The 25869-nt window shown below is 58.7% G+C and carries 21 protein-coding genes; 11 read left to right on the top strand and 10 right to left on the bottom strand.

Annotation, left to right across the window (positions count from 1 at the left end):
• The first annotated feature begins 47 nt into the window (after positions 1-47).
• The 4 genes from VGC33_RS13920 to VGC33_RS13935 all read left to right on the top strand — a co-directional run bounded on the left by VGC33_RS13920 (position 48) and on the right by VGC33_RS13935 (position 4620).
• Positions 48-365 carry a DUF485 domain-containing protein gene (locus VGC33_RS13920; protein WP_331121365.1) on the top strand — a complete coding sequence of 106 codons (318 nt, stop codon included), beginning with the start codon at positions 48-50 and terminating at the stop codon, positions 363-365.
• Positions 358-2037, top strand: coding sequence for a cation acetate symporter (gene actP, locus VGC33_RS13925; protein ID WP_331121366.1), 1680 nt, complete (start codon positions 358-360; stop codon positions 2035-2037). The genes VGC33_RS13920 and actP overlap by 8 nt, the downstream gene beginning before the upstream one ends.
• Before the next feature lie 775 nt (positions 2038-2812).
• Positions 2813-4051 carry an IS110 family RNA-guided transposase gene (locus VGC33_RS13930; RefSeq protein WP_331121367.1) on the top strand — a complete coding sequence of 413 codons (1239 nt, stop codon included), beginning with the start codon at positions 2813-2815 and terminating at the stop codon, positions 4049-4051.
• 263 nt (positions 4052-4314) lie between these two features.
• Positions 4315-4620 carry a transposase gene (locus tag VGC33_RS13935; protein WP_331121368.1) on the top strand — a complete coding sequence of 102 codons (306 nt, stop codon included), beginning with the start codon at positions 4315-4317 and terminating at the stop codon, positions 4618-4620.
• Between the two features lie 714 nt (positions 4621-5334).
• Here VGC33_RS13935 and VGC33_RS13940 read toward each other — a convergent pair.
• Both VGC33_RS13940 and VGC33_RS13945 read right to left on the bottom strand, forming a co-directional pair.
• Positions 5335-6024 (bottom strand): LrgB family protein, encoded by a 690-nt coding sequence (locus tag VGC33_RS13940; protein ID WP_331121369.1) that lies wholly within the window; start codon positions 6022-6024, stop codon positions 5335-5337.
• Positions 6017-6439 carry a CidA/LrgA family protein gene (locus VGC33_RS13945; protein WP_331121370.1) on the bottom strand — a complete coding sequence of 141 codons (423 nt, stop codon included), beginning with the start codon at positions 6437-6439 and terminating at the stop codon, positions 6017-6019. The genes VGC33_RS13940 and VGC33_RS13945 overlap by 8 nt, the downstream gene beginning before the upstream one ends.
• Positions 6440-6541: 102 nt before the next feature.
• Here VGC33_RS13945 and VGC33_RS13950 point away from each other — a divergent pair, with 102 nt between their 5' ends.
• Entirely contained in the window at positions 6542-7426 is an 885-nt protein-coding gene (locus tag VGC33_RS13950; protein WP_331121371.1) for a LysR family transcriptional regulator, read from the top strand.
• Positions 7427-7471: 45 nt separating this feature from the next.
• On the opposite strand, the gene VGC33_RS13955 is transcribed toward VGC33_RS13950, so the two are convergent.
• The 6 genes from VGC33_RS13955 to fhuD form a co-directional block, all read right to left on the bottom strand.
• The gene (locus VGC33_RS13955; protein WP_331121372.1) at positions 7472-9118 is read right to left on the bottom strand and encodes a Na+/H+ antiporter; all 1647 of its coding nucleotides are present in this window, start codon (positions 9116-9118) and stop codon (positions 7472-7474) included.
• A gap of 178 nt (positions 9119-9296) precedes the next feature.
• Positions 9297-10664, bottom strand: a complete 1368-nt coding sequence (locus VGC33_RS13960) for an NCS2 family permease (RefSeq protein ID WP_331121373.1) — start codon at positions 10662-10664, stop codon at positions 9297-9299.
• A 153-nt stretch (positions 10665-10817) separates the two neighbouring features.
• Positions 10818-11486, bottom strand: coding sequence for a glutathione S-transferase (locus VGC33_RS13965; protein ID WP_331121374.1), 669 nt, complete (start codon positions 11484-11486; stop codon positions 10818-10820).
• Positions 11487-11764: 278 nt separating this feature from the next.
• Complete coding sequence (locus tag VGC33_RS13970) at positions 11765-14038, bottom strand: TonB-dependent receptor (RefSeq protein ID WP_331121375.1); 2274 nt, start codon at positions 14036-14038, stop codon at positions 11765-11767.
• 147 nt (positions 14039-14185) lie between these two features.
• Entirely contained in the window at positions 14186-16159 is a 1974-nt protein-coding gene (fhuB, locus tag VGC33_RS13975; protein WP_331121376.1) for a Fe(3+)-hydroxamate ABC transporter permease FhuB, read from the bottom strand.
• Positions 16156-17052 carry a Fe(3+)-hydroxamate ABC transporter substrate-binding protein FhuD gene (fhuD, locus tag VGC33_RS13980; RefSeq protein WP_331121377.1) on the bottom strand — a complete coding sequence of 299 codons (897 nt, stop codon included), beginning with the start codon at positions 17050-17052 and terminating at the stop codon, positions 16156-16158. Before fhuD ends, fhuB begins: the two co-directional genes overlap by 4 nt.
• A gap of 137 nt (positions 17053-17189) precedes the next feature.
• Between fhuD and fhuF the strand changes: the two genes are divergently transcribed.
• Positions 17190-17933, top strand: a complete 744-nt coding sequence (gene fhuF, locus VGC33_RS13985; protein WP_331121378.1) for a siderophore-iron reductase FhuF — start codon at positions 17190-17192, stop codon at positions 17931-17933.
• Between the two features lie 92 nt (positions 17934-18025).
• Here fhuF and VGC33_RS13990 read toward each other — a convergent pair whose 3' ends face one another.
• A complete protein-coding gene (locus tag VGC33_RS13990) occupies positions 18026-18721 on the bottom strand; it encodes a creatininase family protein (RefSeq protein WP_331121379.1) in 696 nt (231 codons plus the stop codon).
• Positions 18718-19704 carry a GntR family transcriptional regulator gene (locus VGC33_RS13995; protein ID WP_331121380.1) on the bottom strand — a complete coding sequence of 329 codons (987 nt, stop codon included), beginning with the start codon at positions 19702-19704 and terminating at the stop codon, positions 18718-18720. The genes VGC33_RS13990 and VGC33_RS13995 overlap by 4 nt, the downstream gene beginning before the upstream one ends.
• Positions 19705-19954: 250 nt before the next feature.
• Between VGC33_RS13995 and VGC33_RS14000 the strand changes: the two genes are divergently transcribed.
• From VGC33_RS14000 to VGC33_RS14020, 5 genes are all read left to right on the top strand, one after another.
• Positions 19955-21550: an ABC transporter substrate-binding protein gene (locus VGC33_RS14000; RefSeq protein WP_331121381.1), complete on the top strand. Its 1596-nt coding sequence runs from the start codon at positions 19955-19957 to the stop codon at positions 21548-21550.
• Positions 21551-21611: 61 nt separating this feature from the next.
• Positions 21612-22550, top strand: coding sequence for an ABC transporter permease (locus tag VGC33_RS14005; RefSeq protein ID WP_331121382.1), 939 nt, complete (start codon positions 21612-21614; stop codon positions 22548-22550).
• Positions 22547-23398, top strand: a complete 852-nt coding sequence (locus tag VGC33_RS14010) for an ABC transporter permease (protein WP_331121383.1) — start codon at positions 22547-22549, stop codon at positions 23396-23398. Before VGC33_RS14005 ends, VGC33_RS14010 begins: the two co-directional genes overlap by 4 nt.
• A 15-nt stretch (positions 23399-23413) precedes the next feature.
• The gene (locus VGC33_RS14015; protein WP_331121384.1) at positions 23414-24457 is read left to right on the top strand and encodes an ABC transporter ATP-binding protein; all 1044 of its coding nucleotides are present in this window, start codon (positions 23414-23416) and stop codon (positions 24455-24457) included.
• Positions 24454-25452: an ABC transporter ATP-binding protein gene (locus VGC33_RS14020; RefSeq protein ID WP_331121385.1), complete on the top strand. Its 999-nt coding sequence runs from the start codon at positions 24454-24456 to the stop codon at positions 25450-25452. The genes VGC33_RS14015 and VGC33_RS14020 overlap by 4 nt, the downstream gene beginning before the upstream one ends.
• Positions 25453-25869 lie beyond the last annotated feature (417 nt).

Raw genomic sequence — 25869 nt, forward strand, 5'->3', positions numbered from 1 at the left:
GGACGGCGCTTTCCGATCTTTACCTTTACCCTACTGGAGAGTCCGTGATGAATGACGTCATTTATCAAAGGATAGCGAATAACCCGCATTTCAAGGAACTGGTGACCAAACGCCAGCATTTTGCCGCACTGCTGTCGTTGATTATGCTGGTCGTCTATTACGGTTTTATCCTGCTGATAGCCTTTGCGCCGGGCTGGCTGGGCACGCCTATCCATGAGGGAACCAGCATCACGCGCGGGATCCCGATAGGTGTCGGTATTATCGTGCTCTCTTTTGTCCTGACCGCGGTGTATGTCATCCGCGCCAATGGCGAGTTTGAACGCCTGACTCAACAGCTCCTGCGCGAGGTACGGTACAATGGTTAAATTCCTCAGGCTCCCGGCGGGATTGCTGTTTAGCTTCCCTCTGCTGGCGCAGGCGGCGCCTGGCGACAGGCAACCGTTGAACGTCCAGGCCATTATCCTGTTCGTGCTGTTTGTCGCCCTGACGCTGTATATCACCTATTGGGCCTCGAAAAGAACCCGTTCGCGCAAGGATTATTATACCGCCGGCGGCAATATTACCGGTCTGCAAAACGGCCTGGCCATCTCCGGCGACTTTATGTCGGCGGCGTCATTCCTGGGCATATCCGCGCTGGTGTATACCTCAGGCTATGACGGACTGATTTATTCCCTGGGTTTCCTGGTCGGCTGGCCGATTATCCTGTTTCTGATAGCGGAACGTCTGCGCAATCTCGGCCGTTACACCTTTGCCGACGTCGCCTCTTACCGCCTGAAGCAAAAACCCATCCGCATCCTGTCCGCCTGCGGTTCGCTGGTGGTGGTGGCGCTGTACCTGATAGCCCAGATGGTGGGCGCGGGCAAGCTTATCCAATTGCTGTTCGGCCTTAATTATCATGTGGCGGTGGTGCTGGTCGGTATTCTGATGGTGCTGTATGTGCTGTTCGGCGGCATGCTGGCCACCACCTGGGTGCAGATTATCAAGGCGGTTCTGTTGCTGGCCGGGGCCAGTTTTATGGCGCTGATGGTGATGAAAACCGTTAATTTCAGTTTTGATACGCTATTTTCCGAAGCCATGAAGGTACATAGCAAAGGCGCCGCGATCATGCGGCCCGGCGGGCTGGTTTCCGATCCCATTTCCGCGCTGTCGCTCGGGCTGGCGCTAATGTTCGGCACCGCCGGCCTGCCGCATATCCTGATGCGTTTTTTCACCGTCAGCGACGCCCGGGAAGCGCGTAAAAGCGTGCTGTACGCCACTGGCTTTATGGGATATTTCTACTTTTTAACCTTTATCATCGGCTTTGGCGCGATTCTGCTGGTCGGCGCCAACCCGGTGTTCAAGGACAGCGCCGGCGCGCTGCTGGGCGGCTCCAATATGGCGGCCATCCACCTGGCCAACGCGGTGGGCGGCAATTTCTTCCTCGGCTTTATTTCGGCGGTGGCCTTTGCCACTATCCTGGCGGTGGTGGCGGGCCTGACCCTGGCCGGGGCGTCGGCGGTTTCCCACGATCTTTATGCCAGCGTCATCAAGGAAGGCAAAGCCACCGAGCGCGATGAGCTGAAAGTCTCGAAAATCACCGTACTGATCCTGGGCATCGTCGCCATCGCGCTGGGCATCGCATTTGAAAAGCAGAATATCGCCTTTATGGTGGGGCTGGCCTTCTCCATCGCCGCCAGCTGTAATTTTCCCATTATCCTGCTGTCGATGTACTGGTCCAGGCTGACCACGCGCGGGGCCATGGTGGGCGGCTGGCTGGGATTGATTACCGCCGTGACGCTGATGATCCTGGGGCCGACCGTCTGGGTGCAGGTACTGGGCCATGCCGCGCCGATTTTCCCGTATGAGTATCCGGCGCTGTTTTCCATGCTGGCGGCGTTTATCGGTATCTGGGTGTTTTCCATTACCGATACCTCGGCGCAGGGGGCTGGGGAACGCGCGCTATTCTTTGCCCAGTTTATCCGCTCGCTGACCGGTGTGCGCGAGCCTAACGCCGTACGGCCGGAAACGCCGGCTCCGGCTGCGTTTAAAAAAGCCTGATTGACTTGGCCAGGATTTCGCCGGCGACTGGCGCAGCGGATTATGAAGCCTTGGTCAGGGTTTCGCCGGCGACTGGCGCAGCGGATTATGAAGCCTTGGTCAGGGTTTCGCTTGCAATGGGTTAGGTTGTTATATGTATTGCCCGGCGCCGGCAAGCGACAAAGGGGGCCGTTCGCCCGGCCCCCTTTGATCCCCGTGCGTCCGGCAGATCGTGCGCCGCTGCGCGGTCCCCGGCAACGCTTCATCACGGCTTTAGGACCGCAAGGGACGCGCTCCCGGCGCGACCCTTGGCTTTCGCCGCTCCCGGCGGCTCATCCAGCCGCGATGCGCGCCGCCGGCGCACTCGATGCCGGCACAAGGTCAACACCATCGCCTGTGGGTAAAATAGTGTTTTGGGTTTATAGCGGTATGCACTTACCGGTAAAAGATATCAGTATTAATTTTGCGCCAGGGATAAGAGTGAATGCCTGATGTGTATTAGCTCAGACTTGATCCGACAGATTTCGTAGGTAGAACATTATCAAACCTGACAGTCTGGTTTGAGCGAGATATAGTCATTCGCACCCTGAGAATTACACTTTGAAGTGATTCAGGGTATGCGCTTACTGGTTACGAATATTGAGCGAGAATCATGTGATGATCGCCGCTTTCCTTTCGAACCAGTAGGTGCTCCACGTTCGCTAACGAATACTCAGGGCATGCAGATAAACTGCTGGCTATATTTCTTTCGAAAAGCGTGGAATGCATACCAATCCCCGATAAAAAGGAGTTGGTGATGACTGCGATAAATCAGTTTGCTGCGCACGTTGGTCTGGACTGGGCAGATAAAAAACACGATGTCTGTGTTCAGTTTAAAAACGGCGAACGCGTATTCCATGTGATTGAACATACAGCAGAAGCGCTTGATGCCTGGCTTACTGAGTTACACCAGAAGGTAAAAGGTAGAATCGCAATAGCTCTCGAGCTTAAGAAGGGACCCGTGGTATATGCTCTTCAAAAATATCCCTTTATCACCGTTTTCCCCGTCCACGCTTTGTCACTGGCTCGTTACCGGCAAGCCTTCTCTCCCAGCGGCGCTAAAGATGACCCGCAGGATGCAGAGCTGGCATTAGAGTTAATGCTGCGTTATCCCCAAAAGATAAAAGCTATTGAACCCGACAATGCGGATATCCGGTTACTCCAGCAACTGGTTGAGCAGCGTCGTCAACTGGTTGAAGATAAACGCCGTTTTGTGAACCGTATAATCAACACGCTTAAACAGTATTATCCTCAGCCCCTGGAGTGGTTCTCACATCGGGGTAGCTTACTGTTGTGTGAACTGATTATACGATGGCCCAGTCTGCAACAACTTAAACGAGCCAGGCGCGACACGATCCGCAACTTTCTGAATGCCAAAGGTGGTCGCGCAATGGCCCTTACCGAGCAGCGTGTTGTAAGTATTGATAACGCGATCCCATTGACGACAGACTCGAGTGTTATAGAGGCTAATGCTTTGATGGCAACAGCACTGGCGACACAAATTAAAGTCGTGAGTGAAATCATCAAAACCTATGACGAACGAATCGAAAGGCTATTTGACACGTTGCCAGATGCGGGGCTGTTCAAATCACTTCCGGGCATGGGACCTTGTATGGGCCCAAGAATGCTTGCTGCACTTGGTGATAACCGCAACCGGTTTAATAGCGCTGAAGAAATTCAAAACTACGCAGGTATTGCACCGGTGACAGAAAGAAGTGGCCAGAAATCCTGGGTTCACTGGAGATGGCAGTGTGCCAAGTTCGTCAGGCAGACCTTCGTTGAATGGGCTGCCAAGACGGTTAACTCATCATACTGGGCCAGACTTTATTATCAGGGACTGCGAGAAAAAGGAAAATCTCACCAGTCTGCAATCCGGGCTCTTGCCTTCAAATGGATAAGGATCATTTACCGCTGCTGGAAGACCAGAACCCAGTACGATGAAGCGAAGTATTTGCTGGCTCTCGAAGCACGACACTCGCCCTTACTGAAGCCATAAAAAGCTTGTCGAATGTCTCAGGGCGTGAGCGGAAGTTCGGAATGCATACTTGAATCAAGGTGTCTTGAGTCATAGGGAGAAGATCACTTTAACTGGCTCTAAGGTTAGTCACGATTTAATTTCTCACATACATTTTGCAAAAATATAGATTTAATTCAATAAATTATGAAGCGCGTTAGGCTATTTTAGCTTTACCTATCTTTTTTGTTGTATCTCCTATCTTCGATTTGTACAGTCATGCAGACAAACTAAGGAGAATTGCCATGATTTACACTGAACGCCTTGAATTGATTCATAAAAGTGGGGACGTGCTTTACCCTGTAAAGGTAACCAGAAAATCAACGGGAAAAACTGCCTTTCACCTTGTACCATTTGGCCTGGATAAAACTGACGACCTCGTGGAGGTGGAAGATCCTTCAGAAGCAATTCGGCTGGTGATTGATGAACGTCATTCCATTCGCTGTAGCACAATTACAGCCACTATTACGGACAAAAAGGGCAAGCGAATTAAGCGAACAGGAATATACAACATTAAGGGAATTAGCATAAAAGAATACAATGTCAGGTAATGGCGCATAGCTGCCTGTCAGATTAGGTTTGGCCCTGTGTCGTAGTTGTTCCAGGTCAAGTCTGAGCTAATACACCTGATGAATGATAACTGAATGCCCAATCTTCGTTGCCTGATGCTGCCCACGTTTACCTTAGAAACTTAAAGCCTTACTGCCTCCCTGCATTCCTGCTTTACTGCGTGACTTCCTCTCTGTCTTATCGCCTTCCTGTCTTACTGCTTTCCTGCGTGACTGCCGTACCACCTTCTGCCTTCCTGCCTTACCGCATTGTGCATGACTTTGTGACGCCGTAATTTGCTCTTCGCTCTGCCAGCCGCGCCTGATAGTGTTAAACGCATCTCGCCGCCAGACCTTACCCGCAGCCTTAGCGGCGCTATCGCTGCATGAAATTCATTACAAACAGAGACATAGGTCCCGGCATAAAGCGCGCTGACGGCGCCTGTGACCCCGGCATGAGCCGCCGGGAGCGGCGAAAGGCCCGGTAGCGCCGGGAGCGCTAACCGGGCCGGTGCATCACGGGGGCATGGGTGGTGGAAGGCATCGCGCAGCGACGCGCGACCTGCCGGGCGCGGGGAAGTCCAGAAGGGGCGCGCGTGCGCCCCTTCTGGTCGCTTGCCGGCACCCGGCAATACCTATAACACCCAACGCATGGCAAGCGAAAACCCTGCCGTCACCCACTTATTTTACCCATTAAATCAATTCATTAATGTGAATTCACCACATCAGCCGCCCAATAAGCGGCGCCACCATTACCGTAAGCACTCCTGCCAGCATCATCACCAGGCTTGACACCACGCCCTCTTCCCGGCCCAGCTCATAGGCGCGCGCGGTGCCCGCCCCGTGGGACGACGCGCCGAGGCCGGCGCCTTTGGCCATTTTGCCCGTAACAGCTAGACGCAAAAAAACAATATCGCCAATCGCCATGCCGAACACGCCGGTGATCACCACAAACAGCGCCACCAGATCCGGCTGGCCGCCCATCTGTTTAGCCGCCTCCAGCGCGAACGGCGTGGTGATGGAACGCACCGCCAGGCTACGCTGTATCACCTCTGGCAGCGCCAGCAGGCGCGCCAGCCATACCGAGCTGATGACCGCCGTTAGCGTCGCGACAATAACGCCGGCGCATAGCGATAGCCAATGCTGGCGGATAATAACCAGGTTCTCATAAACCGGCACGGCAAAAGCAATGGTGGCGGGTCCCAGCAGCCATAACAGCCAATGGGTTTCCACCAGATAGTGCTGATAGGAAACATGGGTCACCGCCAGCAAGGCAACTAATACCGCCGGGGTAAAAATCAGCGGCATCAGCATCAGATGATGAAAATGGCGGTAAAGGTGTTTATTAGCAAAATATAAAACCAAGGTCACAAATAAACAGACCATACCCAGGATAATATCAATCATGATGGGGTCTTTTGCGCGTCAGCCAGACTTCAAAACGGTAAACACGGTCTACCACCAAGCCGGTTATCCCCAACACCAGCACGGTGCTCAAGGCAATCACCACAAAAATGCGCCAGCCATCCACCATCAGCATTTGGGTATAATTAATCACCGCCACCACGGCGGGGACAAAAAACAGCAGCATCTCCGCCAATAGCCAGCGCGCCCCGGCCGCAACCCAGTTTATGGGCAAAATACCCGATAAAATCAGCGCCAGCAGCATAAACATGCCCACCACGTTGGCGGGCAGCGGCAGATGAAAACGCGCCACCAATTGCTGGGCTATCAGGAACAGGCCGATATACAGCCCCACCTGGAGCGGGAGTTGACATTGCATCACGCGCGGCGGCAGGTTCAGATGCCCTTGCGTCAGCATGACCGGATCCTTTTTGCAGAAAAGAAAAAGCATTATAGGCCGGCGGGCAAACTTGCTGAAAATGAATTAATATCATGCATATCATTACCTATTGGAATAATCATGGATATCCGCGCCCTGCGATATTTTGTGGAAGTGGTCAGGCAGCAAAGCTTTACCCGCGCGGCACAAACGTTGTTTGTCACCCAACCGACCATCAGTAAAATGCTCAAGCATCTGGAAGAGGAGCTGGATTGCACGCTGCTGATTCGCGAGGGCCGCCGGCTGCGCCTGACCGACAGCGGCCAGGCGGTTTATCACCGCGGGCTGGGCATCATCGATCAATTCCATCAGTTGGAAACGGAGCTGGAGGACATCGGCTCATTGAAAAAAGGACGCCTGCGGCTGGGCATTCCGCCCATGGTCGGCACACAGATGGCGGACCTGATACGGGATTTCCGCCGCCAATATCCGGGGATGGAATTACAGATCGCCGAGTTTGGCGGATTGACGGTACAGCAAGCGGTATTGTCCGGCGAACTGGATGTGGCGCTGACCGCGTTAACCGCCGATACCGAGGCCGATCTAACCGTACTGCCCCTGTTCGGCCATCCGCTTTGCGCGGTGGTGCCGCGCGCGGCGCCCTGGCTTGGGCGCGGCACGGTGCCTTTTGCCGAGCTGGGCGGTTGGCCGATACTGATTTATAACGAAGATTTTGCGCTTTACCGGCAGTTAATCACCGCTTTCCAGGCTGAGGGCATCAATCCGCAGATCGCGGTACGCAGCGGGCAATGGGATTTTCTGGCGGCCATGGTCGAGGCGGGTATCGGCATCGCCATCCTGCCCGAACCCATCTGCCGGCGGCTGGACCAAAGCCGGCTGCTGGCGTTGCCGGTGGCGCCGTTGATGATGTGGCAACTGGGGCTTATCTGGCGCCAGGGCAGTTATCTTTCGCACGGCGCCCAGGCCTGGATTGCCGCCTGCCGGCAACACTGGCGGCAAACCTAGCCGGCCCGGCATCGGGACACCGAGGCGTCCATAAATGCCAAGTCTTTATTCCCGCTCGATCAGCAGCGCCTCGAGCAAGTCCAAATCGTGCAGCAGCTTCATCAGGGTTTCATTGCTGATTTTTTGCTGGGCGCGCAAATGATAATATTCCCCCCGCTCGGCGCGCAGCGCGTTGAGGCGCATGCGCCGCTCCAGGTTTTCCGCCAACAGCGCATCGCCCTGATCGCTCTTGCCGTCGACGCGCCGGCGCAGGTTGCCCATCACCCGCGCGCTAACCTCGTTAAGCAGCTGGGTATCGATATTCTCTTCATTATCGCCGGCCAGACGCTCCTGCATCTTGCGCAGGCTTTCGATGGCCACCTCGGCGGCGGCGGCGCGCGCCATGCGTTCTTCCTTGCGGTGCAGCGTCTTGTCCGATACCACGATGCCGCGCAGCAGCAGCGGCAGGGCAATCACGCCGCAAATCAGCGAAAACAGAATCACCCCGGCGGCGATAAACACCAGTTGATAGCGGGAAGGAAACGCGGTGCCGTCGCTGAGCAGCAGCGGTATCGACAGTACGCCGGCCAGGGTAATGGCGCCGCGCACTCCGGCAAAAGAGGCGATAAGGATTTCGCGCATGCTGTAATCCCCAAACACCATCGGCCGTTTTTTCAAAAACCGCTGGCTGAATTTTTTCATCAATACCAGCCAGATAAACCGCAACAGCATCAGCGCCGCGTAGATCACCACGATATCGGTAAACAGCATCCAGGTTTCGATGGTCGGGTCCAGCTCGGCCTGGGTGATGGAGGTGGCCAGTATTTCCGGAAACTGCAGGCCTAAGAGAATAAACACCATGCCGTTAAACACAAATTCCAGCATCGCCCAGACGCTGTTGGCGCGCAGACGCATGGCCAGCGGCGCGTTGCGGATAATGCCGGACTGGCCGATGGTCATGCCGGAGGCTACCGCCGCCAGGATGCCGGATACGCCGAGATGCTCGGCGATCAGGTAGGAGGCGAAGGGCAACAGCAGCAGCAAAACCGTTTGGGTGGCGGGGTCATCGCCGCTCCAGCGGTTGATAAGCCGTAACGACTTGCTGTAGGCCCAGGTCACCGCCACCCCGGCCAGTAAACCGCCGGCCGCGACTTTTACAAACTCCAGCGACGCGCCGCCCACGGTGAACACCATGGTGCCCATGGCCACGGCAATGGCAAACTTCAGCGATACCAGGCCGGACGCATCATTCATCAGCGCTTCGCCCTGCAGGATATCCATGAGCTTCTTGGGAATGCGCCCTTCGCCGACAATGCCGGAGAGCGCCACGGCATCGGTAGGCGACAATACCGCCGCCAGCGCCAGCGCGGCCACCAGCGGAATGCCGGGGACCATCCAATAAATCAGGTAACCGACGCCGACCACGGTAATAAGCACCAGCACCAGGGCCAGCGCCACGATTTCGCCGCCGTGGCGCAAAAATTCCCGCGCCGGGGTTTTCCAGCCGTCGGCGAACAGCAGCGGCGGGATAAACAGCACCAGGAACAGTTCCGGATTAAAATCCACATGCAGGCCGAACTGCGGCCAGGCCAGCAGCGCGCCCAGCGCAATTTGCATTAACGGCAAAGGGATTTGAAACGGGAGAATGCGCGTGATCACACCTGATAAGGAGACAATCAAGGTGAGGATCAGAATTGTGAAAAAGATTTCCATGCTTACCTTTGTTTGTCCCTCTGGCAACCTTTACCGTCCGGCCCGGAAAGATCCCGGACCGAAACGCGAGTTTTGATAGTAGATCATTTTGCCAAAAGTTAAAAACCTGTTATCGGCCATGGACGGATTTTTTTATCCCCGCGGGCCTGATGGCGGCGCGGGGATGGCAATAAACCTCTCAGATAGCCCAGCCGCCGGCGTAAAACATCACCAGCGCCACGGCGATAAGCACCGTGCCGACGTTAAGCCTGCGCCATTCCCCGGCAAATACGCGGCCGATGACCAGCGATCCAAAGCCCAGCATGATGCCGGTGACGATATTGCAGGTCAGTACGATAAAGGTAGCGCACAACAGCCCCGACATGGCGTCGACAAAATCGCTGAAATCCAGTTTGGCGACATTGCCGAGCATCAGCAGGCCGACATACATCAGCGCCGGCGCGGTGGCATATGCCGGCACCAGATAAGACAGCGGCGATAAAAACAGGATGACCAGAAACAGCAGGCCGACAATGGTCGCGGTCAGTCCGGTCTTGCCGCCGGCGGCGGTCCCGGCGGCGGATTCAATATAGACCGCGGCCGGGGACGCGCCCACCAGCGACGAAAAAATACTGCTCAGGGAATCCGCCGTCAGCGCCCGGCCGCCGTTGATGATCTGGCCGTCCTTATCCAGCAGGTTGGCCTGTCCGGCCACCGCGCGAATGGTACCGGTGGCGTCGAACACCGCCGTCATCACCAGCGCCAGCACGCTTGGCAATACCGCCGGCTGTAGCGCGCCCTTGATATCCAGGTTAAAAATCAGCGAACGCCCGTTGGCATCGGACAGGGTCGGCAGGGCAAACAGCCCGCGATAGCTGACCTGGGGATCGAATATCAGGCCCAGCAGCGAGATGGCGATGATCACCAGCAGAATGCCGCCCGGCACCCGCAGTTTTTCCAGTCCAAAAATAGCCGCCAGCCCGGTAAGCGCCATCATTACCGGGAATGAAGCGAAATTGCCCAGCGCCACCGGCAGGCCTTCGATGGGGTTTTTTACCACCAGGCCGACGCCGTTGGCGGCGATAATCAATAAAAACAGTCCAATGCCGATACCGGTGCCCTGGGCGACGCCCAGGGGCAGGTTATGCAGGATCCAGGAACGGATGCCGGTGGCGGAAATCAGGGTAAACGCCACCCCCATCAGGAACACCGCGCCCAACGCCACCGGTACGCTGATATGCTGGCCCAACACCAGGCTGAACGCGGTAAAGGCGGTCAGGGATATGGCGCAGCCGATTGCCATCGGCAGGTTGGCCCATAGCCCCATCAACAGCGAGCCGAACGCCGCCACCAGGCAGGTGGCGACAAACACCGCCGCCGGCGGAAACCCGGCCTTGCCCAACATGCCGGGCACCACGATAACCGAATACACCATGGCCAGAAAGGTGGTCAGGCCGGCCAGCACTTCCTGGCGCAGGGTACTGCCGCGCGCGGAAATCTGGAACCAGGCGTCAAGAGAGGAATGCGGCCGGGCGTTGCCGCCGGCCGGATGGGTTGAACTGGACATAAAAAATCCCCTGGAATTATATGGCTTCATCATCACCTATCGTCACGAACGCGATGATATCACCCTGCGAGGGCGGGGATTATCCTGCCCCCGACGGGGAGGTTTCAACCTAAAATTCCGTTAGCTGACCTTTTATTGATTTGGCATGGCTCCTCAGGCCGGCCCGGGCGGCTGTTCGCGTAATGTTGCCCGCTGATAGGCCGGGCGCAGCCGCAGTTTTTCGAGATAGGCCCGCAGCGCCGGATAGCCGTCGATGCCCACGCGCGCCGCCATGCCCTCCAGCGGAAAGCTCATCTGGATATCCGCCGCGCTGAATTGCTCACCGGCGAACCAGGGATAAAGGCTGAGATGGTTCTCCAGATACCGCCGGTGGGTCTGCAACTGCGGATCGAGGTATTTCCGCGACACCCCCTTCCCCACCGCCGCGCCGATAGGCCTCGCCAACAGCGGTACCGGCGCTTTCCCCAGCATGCCGAAAATCAGCTTCATCACCAGTAACGGCATGAGCGAACCCTCGGCATAATGCAGCCAGTAGCGATAGCGCACCCATTCCTCGCCGCGATGGTCCTGCGGCGCCAGCAGGAACGCGTCGTCGTGGCGATCCAGCACATAATCGATAATGGCGCCCGACTCCGCCAGCGTCAGCGCGCCGTCGGTGATAATGGGCGATTTGCCCAGCGGGTGGATCTTTTTTAACGATTCAGGCGCCAGCATGGTTTTTTCCCGCTGGTAATACATCACGTCATAAGGCAGGCCAAGCTCTTCCAATAGCCACAGAATACGGTGTGAACGGGATTTATTCAGGTGATGAACGGTTAACATCGCGCGCTCCTTGATGGGATTTCCTGATATTACTGTAGACCAAGGAAAGTCCTTCAGACCGGCGGGAATAACGCCGCCCATAAAAAAGGGAGCCGGTAGGCGGCAAGACGCCGATGACGATAAAAAACCAGCGCGGCGGCAAGGCGCAGGCGCCGGAATAAAAAACCAGCGCGGCGGCAAGGCGCCGGCGCCGGAATAAAAAAAACCGCGGCGGCCCGGGCCGCTGCGGTTTTATATGAGGCTTATCTCCCAGCCTGCGCGCTATGCCGCGGGCGTTATCAGAAGTCTACCGTCATGGACACTTTCGCTTCGCGCGGGTCGCCCTGGGTCAGGTAGCCGCCGGAGGCCGAAGCCCAATATTTCTCATTGGTGACATTTTCGACGCCGGCACGCCAGATAATATTGTTTTTCGGCAGGTTCATATTATAGCGCAGGCCCAGGTCCAGGCGATTCCAGCTATCCACCTTCAGGTTGTTGGCCGAATCGGCATATTGCGAACCGGTATGAATCACCTTGCCGGTGGCGGTAATGCCGGTCAGGCCGGGAAGATCCCACTCGCCGCCGAGCACCATTTGGTAGCGCGGAATGCCGATGGCGTCATTGCCGTTGTAAGTGCCGTCCTGGGTCTTGGTCATTTCCGGGTCCATCCAGGCCATGCTGCCGTTTAACCGCACGCCGTAGACCGGTTCGCCAAAGACGTTCAGCTCCAGGCCGCGGTTACGCACCTCGCCGCTGTTGTTGAAGGAATAACCGTTGGCGCCGTTGGGGGTATACACGCCGACCGGTTTCTTGATTTCAAACAGCGCCACCGAACCGGCGACGCGGCCGTAATCCGCCTTGATCCCCACCTCGTTTTGCTTGGAGGTCTGGATGCCGGCCACCTGGCCGCCGTTGGTCACCAGTTGGTCGTTATAGGTCAGGCCCGCGCTATCGCCGGACTGCAGCGCTTCGATATGGTTGGCGTACAGCGAGATATGATCCCAGGGTTTGACCACCAGGCCGAAGGCCGGGGTCACCTTGGTTTCATCGAACTGAGTGCTCTGCTCGCCGGTGTAGGCGTAATTGGTCACCACCACGTTCTGGCGCCGGGCGCCGGCGGTCAGCTGTACCTTGTCATCCAGTACCGACATGGTGTCGGCGATGGCGATGCCGTTATTGCGCACCCGGTTGAAGACGCCCGGATCGCCCATATGACCGCCGGTATAGAGATTTTCCTCCGGCCTGTCGGAGTAGTGCGGATCGTAGATATTGTCGGTTATCTCAGCGCCCGACATAGTGTAGGCGGTGCTCACCTTGCGGTTAAGGGTGGAGAAGCCGACATTGACGTTGTGCTTCACGAAGCCGGTATCGAATTTACCGCGAATCCCCGCCTGGCTTGCGAAACTATCGGAAAAATATGGCACCGTCAGCCGGCTCATGGTGCCGTTGCCGTTATCATCGCTCAACGTCGGCGACGCGTAGTCACCGTTCTCATGATCGTGATTGGCGCCGACCGCGCCATAGAGGGTCCAGGAATCCGTCAGGTCATATTCGCCGCGCAGCATGCCGAACTCATTTTCCGTGTCGGTGTAAGCCCATTTCTGGCTGTAGTTATTGCTGGCGGAAGGCGCGTCGGGGATCTTGGTGGCATTGCCCAGATACACCACCGAACGGCCGCCGTGTACCGTTTGTTTGCTCGCGCCCAAATCCAGCGAGGTGCGGAAACGATCGCCCCGGTAATCCAGGCCGATGGAGGCCATGGTCAGCCGGCGTTTTTCGTCATCAATGGCGGTGCCGCCCTCGCGGTGCGCCGCGTTGATACGCACGCCGAACTGGTTGTTATCCCCATAACGACGGGCGATATCAACCCCGCCGCCGACCTGGGATTTGGAGGTATAGTCCAGGGAAACGCGGTTAAGCGGTTCATCGCCGGCGCGTTTCGGTTCGACGTTTACCGTACCGCCGACGCCGGTGCCGCCCGGCGGCACGCCGTTGAGAAACGCGCTGGAACCCTTAAGCAATTCAATGCGTTCGGCAAACTCGGTGGGCAATATCTGGCGCGGCAATATGCCGTACAGGCCGCCGTAGGAGATATCATCGCCGTTCAGGGTAAAGCCGCGCACCACGAAGTTTTCCGCATAGTTGCCGTAGCCAAAGCCGCTTTGCACCGAGGCATCGTTATTCAGCACATCCGCCAACGTGCGCGCCTGCTGATCCGCAATCAGCTTTGACGTGAACCCGACCACGCTGAAGGGAACATTACCGGCATCCTGCTGCCCTAAAAATCCCACCCGGCCGCCGTTGGCGATCTGGCCATCCAGGTATGCCGGCACCAGCCGATCGCCGCCCGGCTGGAAACCGGACTCAGGCGCGGCAACCACGGTAATGGTCTCACCCGTGCCCGTATTGGCGGCAGGCGTGGCGGCGGCAGTGCCGCTGGTCGTTGTGGCGCTGGATGCGGCGGCGGCGTTGGCGGGTAACGCCATCGCGCCGCAGCACGCGCCGATAATCACCGCCAGCAGGCGTGGTGAGGGCGTGATTCGCCCCATGGGAGAAAAATCGGCAGTACGCATGTGCAGAAAACCCTTGCTGAATAATAATGCGAATGATTCTTATGAGAGTTCAGGATTATGCAAGAGCATTCATTATTTGCAAGATAATATTTTGAAAATTAGTAATTCTGTTGTCCCAGGTTAATTCATCCAGCGTTTACGCGCGTATCAGCCGCCCTGACGGCGCAGCAGGTAGATAAAATACGGCGCGCCAAAGAATGTGGCCAGCAGGCCGGCCGGAATTTGATAAGGGAAAATGATAAATCGACCGCACCAGTCGGCCAGCATCATCAACATGCCGCCCAGCAGGCCGGCCGCCAGCATCTGCGCCAAGGGGCGGCGAAAACCGCCAAGCCTTGCCATATGCGGCGCCATCAGGCCGATAAAACTGAGCGGGCCGACGTTCAGGGTGGCGGTGGCGACCAATCCGGCGGCCAGCAATAAAATAGCCATTCGCGCCGGTTTCAGCGCTACGCCCACCGCGCGCGCGGTGGCGCCCCCCAGCGGCAACAGGGTCAGCCAGCGGCGCAGCAGCGGGGCCAGCGCCAGCAGTACCACGGCGATAACGGCGGTGCGTATCGCCTGGGCGCCGCTGATTTTGTAAGTGGAACCCGATAGCCAGGTCAGTACCGATGACATGCGCGGATCGCCGCTGGCCAGCAGCAGGGTCAGCAAGGTGGTAAACAGTGTGCTCAGCGCGATGCCCACCAGCAGCAAACGTCCGCTGGAAAAACCGCCGCGCTGCGCGAGCAGCATAATCAGCAGCAGGGTCAGGGCCGCGCCCAGGCTGCCGGCCGGCAGCAGCCAGGCAAACGCGTCATCCGGCACCAGCAGCAGCAATAGCACCACGCCAAAGGCGGCGCCGGAGCTGATGCCCAACACTTCCGGGCTGGCCATCGGATTGCCGGTCATTTTCTGGATCAGGGTGCCCGCCGCCGCCAGCATAACGCCCGCCGCGCCGGCCGCCAGTACGCGCGGCCAGCGCCAGCGCCACATTTCCTGCGCCGACCAGTACCAGCCATGGTTATCGCGTCCCAGGGTCAGCGCCACGGCGGCGACAAGAATCAGCAGCGCCACCCCGGCCAGCACGCCGGGCGGCGTTATCCGCCGCTCCGGCCTGAGCGTCAGGGTGTTATCCGTCGCCGCAACGCGCGTGTCCCTGAGTTTGGGCAACAGCCACAGCAGCAGGGGCGCGCCAATCAGGGCGGTGGCGGCGCCGGTGGGGATTTCCCGCCACAGCCGGGCCAGCAGAATCATCAGTTGATCGCTAAGCAATAGCAACAGCGCGCCCAACAGGCAGGATAACCCCAGGCGGGGCAGCAGACGCCGGGCGCCAAGCATCCGCGCCAGCAGCGGCGCGAACAGGCCGATAAACCCGATAATGCCGGCGGCATTGACCAGGAACGCGCTCAATACGACAGCCACGGCCAGTCCGCCGACGCGCGAAGCGATAAGACCCAGTCCCAGGTTGCGCGCCACCCCGTCATCCAGTCCCATCAGCATCAGCGGCCGCAGCATCAGCAATATCAGCAGCAGGCCAACGGCCAGCCGGGGCAGCAGGAACCGCACCATACCCCAATCCTGCTGGTTGAGCATGCCGCTACTCCAGAGAAACAGGGTTTGCAGCCGCTCGTAGTTAAGCAACGCCAGCAGGCTTTTGGCCGCCCCGCAGTAAAGCCCCAGCACCAATCCCGCCAGTATCAGGGTGACCGGCGATAATCTGCGGCCCCAGGATATGCCGAACACCAGCCCTCCCACGGCCAGCGCGCCGGTAATCGTCGCCAGTTGGCGGGTCGCCTCGCCCCCCGGCAGCGCCCAGAGGGTCGCAAGCGTCAGCCCCAGCTGCGCGCCCGCCGACACGCCGAGCGTGGTGGGTTCGGCCAGCGGATTGCGCAGGATCTGCTGGAACACCACCCCCACCAGGCCCAGGCCGGCGCCCACCAGCAGCGAGAGCGCGGTGCGCGGCAGCAGGCTGTAGTGAAACAGCATTTGATCAATACTGCCGGTATCGGGATGGCTCGCCGCCAGCCACCATAACCCCGGCGCAAGCTGATGGATTAAATTAAAGACGGTAAGCGACAGCCCGGACAGCGCCAACGCCAGGACCAGCGCAAAGGACAGGCGCGGAACGCGTTGGCTCATGCCGGTAGCCCCATCGCCTGTTCAAGCATCAGGCTAAAGCGCATGGCGGCAAGGGTGGCGCCGAAAAACCACACCGCGGGCATCACGCGCAGCTGTTCCTCCCGGACAAAGGGCAGCGTTTGCCACAGCGTGGAACCGGCCACTTCCGCCAGGGGATCCTGGTCGCCGCGATGAAAACACAGCGCCCTGACGCCGCGGAACCGCGCCAGCCGCTCGAGGCCTACCGTCGCGCTGCCCCAGATATTTTCCTCACCGTCCCAGGCGTTGGCCACCCCCACCCGATCCAGCACATCCTGGAACAGGCTGTTCTTGCCGATAACCATAATGCGCCGGCTGTCGATAAACGAAAACAGCAATACCGCGGGCAGCGGACCCGGCAAGGACGCCAGCCGCAGACGGGTGTGATCCAGTTGCCGATCGAGCGCGGCCAGATGCCGTTGCGCCCGTCCCGGCATTCCCAGGCGCGCGGCCAGGACGGCGATATCCTGGCGCGCCACGGCCAAAGGCCGATCGCCCTGCCGGCTGAAACGAAAGGTCATGGTGGGGGCGATGGACGCGACGCTTGCCGGCGCCGGACCGAAACCCTCCGCCAGCAGGATAAGCGACGGTTTAAGGCGCTGCATCGCTTCCATATTCGGTTCGTTGCGCAGCCCCACGTCCAGCACCGACGGCGGCAGCGCCGGTTGCGCCACCCAGCTGCGGTAATTCGGCGCGTCGGCAATGGCGAGAGGCGTTACGCCAAGGGCCAGCAACAGTTCCGCCGGGCGCCACTCCAGCGCGATGACACGCGCCGCGTCGGCGATGGGCGCGGCGGCGGCGCGGCGGGAAAACCACCAGGGCAACACGGCCATCGCCTGCAAAAGACGTCGGCGATAAGCATCATGAGTCTGCATAAATTTTAAATATTAATAGTTATCATTCTGATTTTGATCGCCTATTATGCGCATTCGGAGAGAGACCGCAAGCCGCCCGCCTGCCGGAGCCTCTTTCCTTGTCCTTAATCAAGAGTTCCGATCGAAACAGGAAGCGTATGAAGCCTGACGCAGCATTACCCACTGCCGGATGCGCCAACGATATCAACGACAGTTTTTTATTCGCCGGCCCAGGCGACGGCGGGTTTTCCGCGGCGGATTTATGCGCGCCGGACACGGCGGCCGCGCTATTGGAACCCTTCCTGCGACTGCACGAGGGCGGCGACCGGGCGGCGGTGATTTCCATGTGGTCGCAATGGTATTTTGCCCTGCTGCTGGCGCCCTGGACGCGGATCGCGCTGTTGCATGGCTGGCGACTGCCGATGGACCCACGCGATATCCGGTTTAGCCAGGGCGTGGAATCGGCCGTGCCGGAAAAATTTATCCTGGCCGATCGCGGCGGGAAAATCGCCGACGGCATCGCTATGCCTACTTTATTGGGGCAATTGATGGAAACGCATGTGCTGCCGGTATGCCGGACCTTTAGCCTAATGGCCGGCATCAGACCCGGCCTGTTCTGGAATAACGCCGCCATCAGGGTCGCCCATGGCATCGATATGGCGGCGGAACAAGGCGCCAACACCGTGGCAGCCAGGGCGTTTCTCGACACCAAAACCCTGGCGGACGGCGCGCCCAACCGGCTGTATAAGCCGGTACACCTGGTGGAGCACGACGCCGGCCCGAAAATCATCCGTCGTCTGTGCTGCCTGCGCTATAAGCTCAGCGGACTGGAATATTGCCCGAGCTGCCCTTTGTTGGTCGCGCAAGAGCGTAAATGCCGGCATCGGGAACAGCAGGGCTAAGCGTTCGCCACCGGGTGAATGAACGCCGCCGGCAGCGTGCCTGGCCCCGCCGCCTGAACGGCTCCCCGGACGCTATATTGCCCGGGCGGCGATCAGAGCAGTTCCATCACGCGCCGGGTTTCCTCAACGCCCACCCGCCAGATGGCCAGCATCTCCTGGTCGGCGCGCTGGTAATAGCCGCCGTAGTTGCCGTCGCCCAGCATAGCGCGGGCCTTGGCCGGGTTGAGCTTGCGAAAGCCGACCAGATCGAGCATCGGTTTTTGCCGGTCCGGCTGGGTAACGCCCGGCAGCCGGGTCCAGGGAAAATTCTCCATCCAGGAGGCATGCGAGGCCACCGGGTCGGTTTGCTGAACTTTTTCCCAGGTTAACGGCGCGCACCACCAGTTATGCAACTGCGCCATCACCTCGGGATTGGCCACCATCCATTCGCTGATGATATGCTGCGCCGGCATATTGCCGCCGTGGCCGTTCACCAGCAGGATGCGCTTAAAACCCTGGCGCTTCAGGTTGTCGAGAATATCGTATAGCAATTGGACATAGGTGCCGACCCGCAGGCTGATGGTGCCGGGAAAATCACTGAACGCCGGCGTCATGCCGAACGGCATGACCGGGAATACCGGTATGCCCAGCGGCTCGGCCGCCTCGACGGCGACTTTTTCCGCCAGGATGGAATCCACCGACAGGCTGAGAAACGCATGCTGCTCCGTGCTGCCCAGCGGCACCACCACCCGGTCGTCCCGGCCCAGGTAATCTTCAAGCTGCCGCCAATTCATTTCGCTGATTTTCATGATATTTCCTTCAATCCTGACGCGGGGGGCACAGCCGGCGACAGCAGCGGCATCACCACGCGCCTGATATCGCCGCTGTCGGGAATATGCCGGTATTCAAACGCCTGCTGGCCGGGAGTCAACAGATCCTTTAGCGCCTCGGCGCCGGTGGCGTAGACCAGCACATCGGCCAGGGCCAGATGGCGGGTCAGTTCGGCGTCGTCCCGGTGCACCACGGTAATAGACTGCACATGAGGCGCGAAGCGCTGCACGCCGGTTTTCATCAGCGCGGTAAATTCCGGAAAAATCGACACCACCAGCACCCCGGCGAGGGGATCAAGGGAGGCCAGCGCCCGCCGGGTCTGCTCGGAAGGGATAAAGCTGATGTTGATGACCCGCATGCCCGGCAGCAGGCTCATCACCTCGCGCCGGCGATGGGCGAAGGTCAGGATCAGATCGGCGCTGTGCGCCTGCTCGCGCGCGCTTTTATCGGTTGTCAGCAGGGCCAGCGTCGTGGCGTCCAACTGCGCGCTATCGCCCAGGGTGTCGGCGATAATCTGCGCGTAATCCCGGGCGGAATCGATAAAATTGCCCACCACCAGTACCGTTTTGGTCCTGGCGCGCCGCTGGCGATGGTGGAAACGGTTGGTGACCAGGGCGGCGAGATCGCCCGCCGATAAAGACAGGTCCTGCGCCCGATCGATCAGGGAATCGATATGCCGATGCAGATCGGTTAGCCGTTTGTCGCTGTGGTTCAGAGCCTGGGCGGCATCGGCGATAAAGGTGCCGGAGCCGGGTTTGCTGTAGATAAGCTCCGCCTGTTTCAGTTCACGATAAACCTGCGCCACGGTCATCGGCGCCACGCCGACCCGCTCGGCCATATCGCGCACCGAGGGCAATTTATCCCCGGGTTTCAGCGCGCCAAAGGTAATGGCGTACTCTACCAGGCCCCGCAGTTGCATCCCCAACGGGAGCGACAATGTTCTATCAAGTTGGAAGTCCACAAACCGCCCATTAATGCGTGCTAATTTACTAATACACTATCGTTATAAGCTTATGTAACGCAAGCACAGCGGGCGGTTTTTCGCTCTTCGCAAGCGATAGCATTTTCCTATGACAAAATAATGCCTTTTTTACTGCCTTTTATTGACATTAAGCGATCATTGCTTCAAATATCGTACTACTACATTAGAACAGTGACGCGGGTACTTTCCGGCGGGAATGATTTTTCCAAGCGATAAGGGGATGGGCACAATGAAGGTTATGCATCGAATAACGTTAATCGCCTTGCTGACGGCGGGCGCGCTTCCACTGGCCGGCGCTTGGGCGGCGGATACGGTCCAGCGCGGCGGCACGCTGGTTTATGGCCGTTATAGCGATAGTTCGTTCCTGGAGCCGGTGCTGAATGAAAACAATACCGATATCTGGATCCTGTCGAATCTGTATGACACGCTGTTGTTCCCCACCGCCGACGGCAAAGGCATCGAGCCTGGCCTGGCGAGCAAATGGAACATTGCCGCCGACGGCAAAAGCGTCAGCCTGACCCTGCGTGATAATATTAAATTCTCCGACGGCTCGCCGATCACCGCCGAGGATGTTAAATGGTCGCTGGAACGCGCCAGCAAACCCGGCAACGGGGTATGGCAGTTTATGGTCGATTCCATCGAGAGCGTCTCCATTGACGGCGCCAACGCCATTACCCTGCATCTAAAGCACCCTGATCCGGCGATTCTCAGCGCACTGACGGCCTTTAATACCTCCATCATGCCGAAAAAGCAGTTTGAGGCGACGCCGGGCGCCACCGACCAGCAAAAAGCCGAAGCTTTCGCCGAACATCCGGTGGGCTCCGGCCCCTATGTGCTTAAATCCTGGCAGCATAACGCCACAATGACCCTGGTGCGCAATCCGTATTACTGGCGCAACGGCGCCGACGGCAAGCCGCTGCCCTATCTTGACGGCATTAAATTCGAGATCGTGCCGGACGACGCCACGCGGATCCTGAAATTGCAGTCGGGCGAGCTGGACGCCACCGAATTTATCCCTTACTCGCGCGTCAATGAACTCAAGGGCAATCCGGCCCTTGATATGAAGCTGTTTCCGTCCACCCGGGTGGAATACGTCAGCCTGAACGTGCGTGCGCAGTACCAGGGCGCGGCCAATCCGCTGGCCAATGACAAAGTACGCCAGGCGCTGAACTACGCCACCGATAAGCAAGGCATTATCCAACTGGTGACCTATGGCATCGGCACGCCGATGACATCCTATATTTCCAGCGGCACCCCGGGACATGTGGGCGATAAGCCGCTTTATCCGGTGGATGCGGCCAAGGCCAAACAGTTGCTCGGCGAAGCCGGTTTCGCCAACGGTTTCAGCACCAACATCATGGTGTTGGCCGGCAACGAGGACGAAATCAGCATCGCCACCGCCTTACAGCAGATGTGGGCGCAGGTGGGGGTTAAACTCGCCATCACCCAGGTGGACCACGCCACCGAAACCGACCGCTATCGCAAGGGCGATTTCAGCATGCGCTTATCCACCTGGACCGATGATATTGCCGATCCCAATGAGATCACCTCCTACTTCGCCTACTCGAAAAATATCCAGGCGGTGCATTCGGGCTGGAAAAACGATCGGGTAGACCAGTTGTTTGAACAGTCGCAGCAGGAAATCGATGCGCAAAAACGCGCGGCCGACTATCAGCAGATCCAGGCGATCTATAACGCCGAGGGTCCGATCGTGCCGCTGTATGAAAGCCCTTATCCGGTGGCATTGCATAATAATGTGCACGGCTTTGTGCAGATTCCGCTGGGCAATAACCTGTTTGCCGAAACCTACCTGACACGCAAATAACGCGCGCGCGAGGCGGCCGTCGCAGGTCAACGGCCGGAACCTGGAACAGGAGGAGAGATGGGTGTCAGAGTTCGCCTATATCGTTAAACGTATTTTGCTGATTATTCCCACGCTGCTGGTGATCCTGGTGGTGACCTTCGCCATCGTGCGTCTGCTGCCGGGCGATCCCGCCAGCGCCATGATTGGCGATCGCAGTACCGAGGCCGATGTGGTGCGCATCAACGCACAGCTGGGATTAGATAAACCGCTGCCGGTTCAGTTTTTCTTTTTTGCCCGCCAGGTACTGGCCGGCAACCTCGGCAACTCCTATGTACTGCACAGCCCGGTGACCCGGGTCATAGCCGAGCGTCTGCCGGTCAGCCTGATGTTAACCGCCATGGCCGGCCTGTTCGCGCTGCTGATGGCTATTCCGCTGGCGTTTGTCGCGGCGCTTAAGCGCAACGGCGCCGCCGATATGACCATTCGCGGTTCCTTTCAGGTCACGCTGTCCATGCCGTCGTTTTATATCGGCCTGGTCTTGCTGACGGTATTTTCCGCCCATCTGCACTGGTTTCCGGTCGGCGGCTACGGCGATTCCTTTGTCGATAGGCTGTACCATTTGTTCCTGCCGTCGATGACCCTGGCCCTAAGCCTGGCGGCGGTGCTCATCAATAACCTGCGTACCTCGATTATCGCGGTGCTGGACGCGGAATATATCACCTTTGCCCGCGCCAAGGGGTTGAAAGGCGGGGTGATCATGCTGCGCCATGTGATGCGCAATTCGCTTATCCCCACCGTCAGCCTGTTTGCCCTTAATATCGGCACCATTATCGGCAGCGCGGTGATCACCGAAACGGTGTTTGCCGTGCCGGGCATCTGCCGGCTGATGGTCGACAGTATCTTCAGCCGCGACTATCCCATGGTCCAGGGGCTGGTCATCGTGCTGTCGGTGCTGGTGTCGCTTATTTTCCTGGTGACCGATATCGTTCAGGTGATGATAGACCCCAGGAGAGCGCGATGACCCATCTCCCAGCCCAAGCGCTGCCCGCCCGCGGCTGGCGGCGGCATCTTCCCTGGCCGCTGCTGACGACGGCCGTCATTTTGTTATTCAGCCTGACGGCCGGCTTTTTTCCGCAGTTCATCGCGCCTTACGATCCCCTGGCGTTCGATTACCGCGCCATCCTCAAGCCGCCCGGCCTGCAACACCTGTTCGGCACCGATAATTTTGGCCGCGATATTTTCTCGCGCGTTATCTATGCCTACCGGGTGGATCTGCAAATCGCCTTGTTTACCACGCTGTTCCCGATGGTATTCGGCACGCTGGCCGGCCTGTTGGTGGGCTTTTACGGCGGCTGGGCGGAAACGCTGTTCCAGCGGGTGGTGGACGCGGTAATCACCTTCCCGCTGCTGGTGCTGGTGATAGCCATCGTGGCGATCCTCGGCCCGGGGCTTGGCAGCATGTATGTGGCGGTCGGCATTATTTATTGGGTGTTCTATGCCCGGCTGATTGCCGGTGAAGTCAGTATCCAGAAACGCCTGGATTATATTGCCGCCGGCCAGGTCATGGGGTATAGCCGCCCGCGCATCATTTTCCGCCATTTATTGCCCAACGTCATCACCACCACCCTGGTGTACTGGATGACCGATATGGCGCTGGCCATTTTGCTCGGCTCCAGCCTGGGCTATCTCGGCCTGGGCGCGCAGCCGCCCACCGCCGAGTGGGGGGTGTTAATCGCCGCCGGCAAGAATTTTATGGATACCGCCTGGTGGATCACTATTTTCCCCGGCCTGGCCATTGTGCTTACCGGGCTGGGATTCAGCCTGCTGGGCGATGTGCTGGCCGAACGGCTCAGGCCCGGACACCGCTAACGATGGAGGTCGAGAATGCATGCCACTGAAGCGTCGGGCCATGATTTACCGGGTAAGGCGCCGGACGCGCGCGATGACGATACCCTGCGGGTGCGCAACCTGAACACCCTTATCCATACTCCGCGCGGGACGATCAAGGCCATCCAGGATATCAGCTTTGAACTGCGGCCCGGCGAAATCCTCGGGCTGGTGGGCGAGTCCGGCTCGGGTAAAAGCGTCACGCTGCGCTCCCTGCTGCGGCTGATGCCGGGCGCAGCGCAGGTCAGCGGTTCGGTGACCTGGCGGGGACGGGAATTAATCGACGCCTCGCCGCAAGAATTGCAGCGCACCCGCGGCGGTGAAATCGCCATGATTTTCCAGGAACCGATGATCGCCCTCAATCCGGTATTAACGGTACACCGGCAAATCGACGAGACCCTGCGCGCCCATACGCGGCTTAACGGCGGACAGCGGCTGGAGCGCACCGTTGAACTGCTCACGCAGGTCGGCATTCCCGACGCCCGACGCCGGCTGCAGAACTATCCTCATGAGTTTTCCGGCGGCATGCGCCAACGGGTGATGATCGCCATCGCGCTGGCGGGAGAACCCAGCCTGCTGCTGGCGGATGAACCGACCACCGCGCTGGACGTCACCATCCAGCAACAGATCCTTAATCTGCTGTTGTCGCTGCGCGACCGGCTGCATATGGGCATTATATTCGTCACCCACGATTTGGGCGTGGTGGCGCAGCTGTGCGATCGGGTGGCGGTGATGTACGCCGGGCGCATCGTGGAATCGGGCGAGGTAGGCGCGGTTTTTGCAGCGCCGCTTCATCCGTATACCCAAGGCCTGATGGGCTCGGTGCCGCGGGTGGGCGTGGAGCGCACGCCGCTGCTCTCAATCGAAGGCACACCGCCCTCGTTGCTGAACCCGCCCCCGGGCTGCAGCTTCAACCCGCGCTGCGTTTATGCCACCGATCTGTGCCGGCGGCAGGTGCCGCCGCTGTTGTCCCTGGCGGGTAACCGGAGCGTGGCCTGTCACCATTACCAACATCTGGTCAAAACGCGGAGCCTGTCATGAATGGAGTAATTCCGGCGGATGAACAGCCGGTTATCTGCGTCGAGGACGCGCAGGTGCGTTTTGCGGTAAAACAATCGCTGTGGCACCGGTTGCAAGGGCATCCGGCCCAGTTTATCCAGGCGCTTAACGGCGTCAGGCTGGAACTGCGGCGCGGCGAAACCCTGGGCGTGGTCGGCGAGTCGGGCTGCGGAAAATCCACGCTGGCGCGGGCGCTGGTGGGACTGCAGGCGGCCGATGACGGCCGTATCCGTTTTAAAGGCCAGGATATCGCCGCACTGCGCGGCAAGGGGCGGCGTGATTTTAACCGCCAGGTACAGATGATTTTCCAGGACCCGTACGGATCGCTCAATCCGCGCATGACGGTGGGACAGGTATTGCGCGAGGCGCTGTCGGTACACCGGATGTGCCCGCGCCATGCTATCCCCGCTCGTATCCTGGCGCTGCTCGAGCTGGTGCGCTTGCCCGCCGACGCGGTGGATAAGCTGCCTCATGAATTTTCCGGCGGTCAGCGCCAGCGCATCGGCATTGCCCGGGCGCTGTCGGTTGCCCCGGAAGTGCTGGTGGCGGATGAACTGGTGTCGGCGCTGGATGTCTCGGTACAGGCGCAGGTGGTGAACCTGCTGTTGGATTTGCAGCAAAAACTGGCGCTGACGGTGCTGTTTGTCGCCCATGACCTGCGCCTGGTGCGGCATATCTCCCACCGGGTGGCGGTAATGTATCTGGGTGAAGTGATTGAAACCGGCGCGACCGAAGCCCTGTACCAGCAGCCGCTGCATCCTTATACCCAGGCGCTGCTGCGCGCGGCCCCCGGCATGGACCCGGCCAACCGCGTCGCCACGGTCAGCCTGGCCGGCGAACTGCCAAGCCCACTGTCGCCCCCCTCAGGCTGCCGTTTCCATACCCGCTGCCCCTATGTCACCGATCGCTGCCGTGCGGAGCACCCGATATTGCGCGCCAAGCCTTCTGGGCAACAGGTGGCTTGCCATCTGGCGTGAGTAAATGCGGTATGATCTTCAGTAGTTCAGGTTTCCTCACCCGTGACGCGGTGAGACTTGAACCTGTTGCTTATCGAACGGCGCGGGCAGCGCAACCAAAGGGATACGTATCGCCCTGGCGTTAAGCCCGCAATAAACAAGCCCCTCTTATCCTGTATACCTTGCTATATATTCGTTAATTAAACTCCAGCCTTTCCTAATTTATAACTTACCTATAAAAGGATATTTTGGCTGCACATCAATTGTCTAATAATATATTTATAGCAAGAATTCCACCCTCTGTTTTTCTATCCTGTTTAGTATCCCGTTATTTTCGATATTTTTTACTTCATCTCTAGCCGTAAATTTTTATTAAAAAAATCGCTATATTCAGTTTTCTGGTAACAGATTAATTAAATCATCTCACCAAGGAAGAAA

It is taken from the genome of Acerihabitans sp. (assembly GCF_036398755.1).
In the GTDB taxonomy this organism is placed as follows: domain Bacteria; phylum Pseudomonadota; class Gammaproteobacteria; order Enterobacterales; family Enterobacteriaceae; genus Acerihabitans.

Coding starts and splice junctions, on each gene's coding strand:
- VGC33_RS13945 (WP_331121370.1), bottom strand. CDS start 6,439: ATGCTGACGCAAGGGCATCTGAACCTGCCGCCGCGCGTGATGCAATGT.
- fhuB (WP_331121376.1), bottom strand. CDS start 16,159: ATGAGCCAACGCGTTCCGCGCCTGTCCTTTGCGCTGGTCCTGGCGTTG.
- fhuD (WP_331121377.1), bottom strand. CDS start 17,052: ATGCAGACTCATGATGCTTATCGCCGACGTCTTTTGCAGGCGATGGCC.
- VGC33_RS13940 (WP_331121369.1), bottom strand. CDS start 6,024: ATGATTGATATTATCCTGGGTATGGTCTGTTTATTTGTGACCTTGGTT.
- VGC33_RS13990 (WP_331121379.1), bottom strand. CDS start 18,721: ATGAAAATCAGCGAAATGAATTGGCGGCAGCTTGAAGATTACCTGGGC.
- VGC33_RS14010 (WP_331121383.1), top strand. CDS start 22,547: ATGACCCATCTCCCAGCCCAAGCGCTGCCCGCCCGCGGCTGGCGGCGG.
- VGC33_RS13950 (WP_331121371.1), top strand. CDS start 6,542: ATGGATATCCGCGCCCTGCGATATTTTGTGGAAGTGGTCAGGCAGCAA.
- VGC33_RS13970 (WP_331121375.1), bottom strand. CDS start 14,038: ATGCGTACTGCCGATTTTTCTCCCATGGGGCGAATCACGCCCTCACCA.
- VGC33_RS13920 (WP_331121365.1), top strand. CDS start 48: ATGAATGACGTCATTTATCAAAGGATAGCGAATAACCCGCATTTCAAG.
- VGC33_RS13965 (WP_331121374.1), bottom strand. CDS start 11,486: ATGTTAACCGTTCATCACCTGAATAAATCCCGTTCACACCGTATTCTG.
- VGC33_RS13930 (WP_331121367.1), top strand. CDS start 2,813: ATGACTGCGATAAATCAGTTTGCTGCGCACGTTGGTCTGGACTGGGCA.
- VGC33_RS14000 (WP_331121381.1), top strand. CDS start 19,955: ATGAAGGTTATGCATCGAATAACGTTAATCGCCTTGCTGACGGCGGGC.
- VGC33_RS13960 (WP_331121373.1), bottom strand. CDS start 10,664: ATGTCCAGTTCAACCCATCCGGCCGGCGGCAACGCCCGGCCGCATTCC.
- VGC33_RS14020 (WP_331121385.1), top strand. CDS start 24,454: ATGAATGGAGTAATTCCGGCGGATGAACAGCCGGTTATCTGCGTCGAG.
- actP (WP_331121366.1), top strand. CDS start 358: ATGGTTAAATTCCTCAGGCTCCCGGCGGGATTGCTGTTTAGCTTCCCT.
- fhuF (WP_331121378.1), top strand. CDS start 17,190: ATGAAGCCTGACGCAGCATTACCCACTGCCGGATGCGCCAACGATATC.
- VGC33_RS13935 (WP_331121368.1), top strand. CDS start 4,315: ATGATTTACACTGAACGCCTTGAATTGATTCATAAAAGTGGGGACGTG.
- VGC33_RS13955 (WP_331121372.1), bottom strand. CDS start 9,118: ATGGAAATCTTTTTCACAATTCTGATCCTCACCTTGATTGTCTCCTTA.
- VGC33_RS14015 (WP_331121384.1), top strand. CDS start 23,414: ATGCATGCCACTGAAGCGTCGGGCCATGATTTACCGGGTAAGGCGCCG.